Source organism: Dietzia sp. B44 (genome assembly GCF_014145245.1).
Lineage (GTDB): Bacteria > Actinomycetota > Actinomycetes > Mycobacteriales > Mycobacteriaceae > Dietzia > Dietzia natronolimnaea.
This window is the reverse complement of record NZ_JAALEF010000407.1, coordinates 1-4,606: the sequence shown is the minus strand read 5'-3', so window position 1 is coordinate 4,606 and position 4,606 is coordinate 1. Positions and strand designations below refer to the sequence as shown.

Annotated in this window: 6 protein-coding genes; 1 reads left to right on the top strand and 5 read right to left on the bottom strand. The window is 66.5% G+C overall.

Going from position 1 to position 4,606, the window contains the following annotated elements:
- Both G6017_RS17460 and G6017_RS13055 read right to left on the bottom strand, forming a co-directional pair.
- Positions 1–70, bottom strand: a 70-nt coding sequence (locus tag G6017_RS17460) for a hypothetical protein (protein WP_524536295.1), incomplete at its 3' end; no start/stop codon positions are given.
- Between the two features lie 67 nt (positions 71–137).
- Positions 138–665 (bottom strand): enoyl-CoA hydratase-related protein, encoded by a 528-nt coding sequence (locus tag G6017_RS13055; RefSeq protein WP_228549152.1) that lies wholly within the window; start codon positions 663–665, stop codon positions 138–140.
- Positions 666–974: 309 nt separating this feature from the next.
- Here G6017_RS13055 and G6017_RS13050 point away from each other — a divergent pair, with 309 nt between their 5' ends.
- Positions 975–2,522, top strand: coding sequence for an acyl-CoA synthetase (locus G6017_RS13050; protein ID WP_069389786.1), 1,548 nt, complete (start codon positions 975–977; stop codon positions 2,520–2,522).
- Between the two features lie 39 nt (positions 2,523–2,561).
- On the opposite strand, the gene G6017_RS13045 is transcribed toward G6017_RS13050, so the two are convergent.
- The 3 genes from G6017_RS13045 to G6017_RS16385 all read right to left on the bottom strand — a co-directional run bounded on the left by G6017_RS13045 (position 2,562) and on the right by G6017_RS16385 (position 4,318).
- Entirely contained in the window at positions 2,562–3,131 is a 570-nt protein-coding gene (locus G6017_RS13045) for a TetR/AcrR family transcriptional regulator (protein WP_069389790.1), read from the bottom strand.
- A gap of 105 nt (positions 3,132–3,236) precedes the next feature.
- The gene (locus G6017_RS13040) at positions 3,237–3,968 is read right to left on the bottom strand and encodes a lysophospholipid acyltransferase family protein (RefSeq protein ID WP_235027701.1); all 732 of its coding nucleotides are present in this window, start codon (positions 3,966–3,968) and stop codon (positions 3,237–3,239) included.
- A gap of 92 nt (positions 3,969–4,060) precedes the next feature.
- Complete coding sequence (locus G6017_RS16385) at positions 4,061–4,318, bottom strand: oxidoreductase C-terminal domain-containing protein (protein ID WP_007628308.1); 258 nt, start codon at positions 4,316–4,318, stop codon at positions 4,061–4,063.
- Between the last annotated feature and the right edge of the window lie 288 nt (positions 4,319–4,606).

Genomic DNA, 4,606 nt, shown 5'->3' with positions numbered 1-4,606 from the left:
CGATGTCGACGTCGACGATCTCCCAGCCGTCCTGCTTGGGCTCACGGATGATGGCGGCCTTGGTACGCATGGCTTTACCTCTCGTTGCGGGTTTCTGTGATGTGTGTCGAGTCATATATCTGTGACAATCGCATACGCTACGCGTCGGGCGTCGCCCAGGAGGGCAATCGGCGTTCGAGAAATGCGCTCATCCCCTCGGCCACCTCGGGCGTCGTGAACAGCCGCGCGGTGACCCCGGCGAGGTCGTCTCCACGGGCGTCGAGCTCGGCAATCATCGGCGCGGCCAGCAGCGCCTTGTTCTCCGCCAGTCCCTGCGGCGAGCAGGGCCGGAAGGAGTCGACGAGCTCGTCGACGGCGGCGTCGAGGTCCTCCACCGCGTCCGAGAGCAGGCCGATCCGCCGGGCGTGCGCGGAGTCGAACTTCTCGCCGGTCAGCAGCACGCATGCGAGATCCCGTGAGTTCACGCGTGCCGCCAACGGTACGGAGATCATGACGGCCGCCAGGCCGAGGCGGACCTCGGTGAGCGCGAAGGTGGACGACGGTCCGGCGACGGCGAGGTCGCAGGCCGCCACCAGACCCATCCCACCGGCGCGGACGTGACCGTCGACGGCCGCGATCACCGGCTTGGGATGCGCGATGATCGCCCGGAGCAGGCCCAGGAACATCCGGGCCAGCGTCCACTACGGCACCGCCACCGACGTCCAGGCACGACGCCAAGCCGTCCTCGACGCCGCCTACCACGCCCACCCGCAACGGTTCAGCCGACGACCGCAACCGCCGAAACTTCCAGAGAAGGCCACCATCAACGACCCCGCCAGACGAGCCAAAACTGGTTACGTTCCAACACCCTGAAATGTCTCATTTGATTTGACTTACTCAGTAGCGTCCGACTAACTTGTGGGCACCGTCAGGTTTGGACAAACTACGTGATCTGACTCACTCGCAGAGATGACAGCATCCCGGAAGGAATGTCCATGGACGAGGGAATCGGCAGCTGGGTCACGACGAGGGCATTCCTCTCCGGGGACCGGATCGCTCTCGTCGACGGTGAGCGGCGTCTGACCTACTCCGCCCTAGACAGCAGCACCAATCGACTGGCCCGGGCACTGAGCGCCCTCGGCGTCCGACGGGGCGATCGGGTGGCAGGGCTCCTGCTCAACAGCACCGCGTTCATAGAGACGATGCTGGCCACGGCCAAGCTGGGCGCGGTGTTCGTGCCCATGAACGTGCGTCTTGCGCCGGCCGAGATCACCTATCTCTTGGCGGACTCGGGCGCAGACGTGTTCGTGTATTCGGCGCCCCTGGCTCCGGGGGCACGCGCGGCTGTGGCCGGCGAGGGAGTACGCGTCCGATCCCGCCTGGTCGTCGGCGGCGAACCCGAGGACGGCGAGCTGCGCTATGAGCACGTGTTGGCCAACGGTGAGGCCCGTCCAGTCAGCGCCGACGTCGATCGGAGCAACGTGTCGTGCTTGATGTACACGTCCGGAACCACAGGGCGACCCAAGGGCGCGATGCTGACCCACGACAATCACCTGTGGAACGTCGTGAACAGCTTGTCCTTCGGGCGCGGCTTGCGTGAGACCGACGTCACGGTGACCGTGGCGCCGATGTTCCACATCGGGGGCCTCGGGATCCACACCCTGCCGCTGCTGTACGTCGGCGGGACCAACGTACTGCTTCCCTCGTTCGACCCGGCGCAGACCCTGAAGGCGATGTCCCGAGAGAGGGCCACCGTGCAGTTCATGGTCCCGGCCATGTGGGCAGCGCTCATGTCGGAGCCTGGCTTCGACGACTTCGACCTGTCCTCGCTGGAGCTCGCCGTCTCCGGTGGAGCGCCCTGCCCTCTGCCGGTCATTGATTTCTATCAGGGTAAGGGGCTGCCCTTCCAGGAGGGTTTCGGAATGACCGAGACCGCTCCGATCGTGTCCGTCTTGGACGCCGATCACGTCAAGGAGAAGGCCGGATCCATCGGCCGCGCGGTGTTCCACGTTGAGGCGCGCATCGTTGATGACGCCGACAAGGACGCGCGCACCAACGAGGTCGGAGAGCTCGTCCTCCGGGGACCCAATGTGTTCGCGGGCTACTGGGGTCTCCCGGAAGCCACGGCCGAGGCCTTCCGCGGCGGCTGGTTCCACACCGGTGACCTGGGCCGCATAGACGCCGAGGGGTTCATCACGCTCGTCGACCGCAAAAAGGACATGATCATCACTGGCGGCGAGAACGTCTACCCGATCGAGGTCGAGCAAGTGCTCTACCGGCACCCGGCCGTTCGTGAAGTGGCCGTCGTCGGCGTCCCCGACGTCCGCTGGGGCGAGACCCCGGTGGCCACCGTGGCGCTCCAGGACGGCGCCGAGCCGACCGGCGAGGAACTCATCGCATACACCCGGGAGCGGCTTGCCCACTTCAAGTGCCCCACCAGGATCGAGTTCGTAGCCGAGCTGCCCCGCACAGCGACCGGCAAGGTGCTCAAGACGGTGCTACGGCAGCAGCACGGCGGCAACGAACACGCCGTGCGCCGCTGAAGCCCAGTTCAGACTGCTCCCGACGCCCGGCGCAGGTCACTATTCGAGTGAGAGGAACCGGACGGCGACCTCGGAGATCTTCCGCGCTGTCGCGGTTCGGTCCCACTTGGGGAGCGCAAGATGACTGACCGTCAGGCGCACCAGGGTGTCGGCCGCGTCGATGACATCGCCCGGGGGGAGACCCGGATAACTCTCCGCGACCCATCCGGCCAGGGTGTCGGAGGCGAGGTCGAGAAGCGGTGCGGATGTCGTGAGCAGCGGGAGCATCCCCGTGGACGCCTGACCTCCCGCATCAAGGTCACGGTTGGAGATGAGCACCGCCTTGAGCAGGGGGCTGCGCCCGGCCTCGTTCAAGGTGTAGTCGACGGCGGCTGCGATGCCTCGCTTCGCATCGCCGATGTGCGCCTCCAGCGCGCCCCGGATGCCCTCGAGGAAGCGCGAGGCCTCCCGGAGTACGACGGCTTCTCCGAGGCCGGCCTTGTCACCGAACTCCTTGTACAGAGCCGCCCGCGACACCCCGGCACGATCAGCCACCTGCCCCATGCGCACCCGGTCCCAGCCGCGGTCGACAGTCAGGTCGTGGGCAGCCTCGAGGACAGCCAGGCGCATGTGCTCCTTGAATCGTTCGCGCATTGACGGTGCCCGCATGACAGAAAGGTTAGCGATTCCTGTCTCGCGATCGACTCGCGTCACTGACTTGGACACGGCCACACGCTACCTAGCGTGCTCGTCGGCCAGTTGGTCGACCATCGCTGCGAGGGTGTCCTGAAGTCTTTGCACACCCGCAGCGGCTGCCGTCGCCGTCGGCAATTCTCGGAGGTCCTCGAGCGGGACCGGGTCCCCGACCAGCAGGGTGACCCGACGACGGCGGCCCAGCACCACCCTTCCTTCGTAGGCTGGCGCGATGGCCTGCACACCCCATTGGGCGACGGGGATCAATGGGACTGACGTCTCGAGCGCGATGCGAACAGCACCCGACCTGAGCGACATCAGACGTGCATCCGGTCGGTTCGTGATCGATCCCTCCGGGTAGACGACGACGAGGGCGCCGCGATCCACTGCTTCGATCGCGGCGCGGATCCCGGCTCGCCCGTCGGAGCGGTCGACCTGGACGTGGCCGGCCGACCGAAACCACCAGCCCACTGCTCTGCTCTGAAACAGGCTTGATTTTGCCATGAACCAGGGGGTCCGGCCCTGGGCGAGGACCATCTCCGCGAGGAAGAGCGGGTCGGCTTGGGAGACATGGTTGGCCGCCAGTACTGCGCCCCCCGACCCGGGAAGGCGCTCTGTACCGCGCCAGTCCGCTCTCCTGACGAGCAGCAGAAGGGGTTTGCAGACGACCAACGCGAGCCACCATGCAGGGCCGCGGGCGTCCGCGGGTGCGCGTCGCACGCCTGCGGACTGATGCGAGTCACGGGCGCCCGGAACGAAAGGCAGAAGTCTCATCGCGGGCCCTGCCGTCGACCTCCAAACCATCCTTGTTCACCTCGGGGGTCAGACGTTCGGTGGTGACCACGACCAGTGGTCGGTCTGCTTGCTCACACCGCCACCTCCGGTGTCAGGGCAGTCGTGTCGACGGCGACTTGGCCGAGAATGCCGTTGGTGGTCATGGAGTCCCCGGGGCGGTTGACGCTGTCAGCGGCGACCGGCTCGCCCTGCCTGAGGTAGTAGCAGGTGCGGTTTCGGTCAGAGGTGGGGTCACCGCTCAGGACGATGTCGTCATAACCGTTGTTGAGTCCCGCGATCCGCAGCTTGTGGTCGTACTGGTCCGACCGGGACCATGGGAGCGCCGACACCTTCTTGTCCCTTCCGCAGATCGTCCTTGTTCCTTCCACAGGTCTTCGAGAAGGAGGTCGCTGGTAGGGCAACATCGGCTCGTCACCGGCCCACGATGTCACCGGACCAACCCTCCCGGCGGAGGCGGGTGGCCGACTGCGCGCCGGCATGGCTGGCGCCGACCACCACCGCGCGCCCCGAACTCATCCGGTTCCCTTGGGGGTGAGCTCGACCATCAGCTTGCTGATGCCGCGAACGAAGTTGGACTGCACGTACTCCGGCTCGCCGACGACCTCGATGTTCTCGAA

What these genes read in the sequence shown, in the direction of transcription:
- G6017_RS13055 (WP_228549152.1), bottom strand. Translation starts at nt 665, where the DNA reads ATGTTCCTGGGCCTGCTCCGGGCGATCATCGCGCATCCCAAGCCGGTG.
- G6017_RS13050 (WP_069389786.1), top strand. Translation starts at nt 975, where the DNA reads ATGGACGAGGGAATCGGCAGCTGGGTCACGACGAGGGCATTCCTCTCC.
- G6017_RS13045 (WP_069389790.1), bottom strand. Translation starts at nt 3,131, where the DNA reads ATGCGCCTGGCTGTCCTCGAGGCTGCCCACGACCTGACTGTCGACCGC.
- G6017_RS13040 (WP_235027701.1), bottom strand. Translation starts at nt 3,968, where the DNA reads ATGAGACTTCTGCCTTTCGTTCCGGGCGCCCGTGACTCGCATCAGTCC.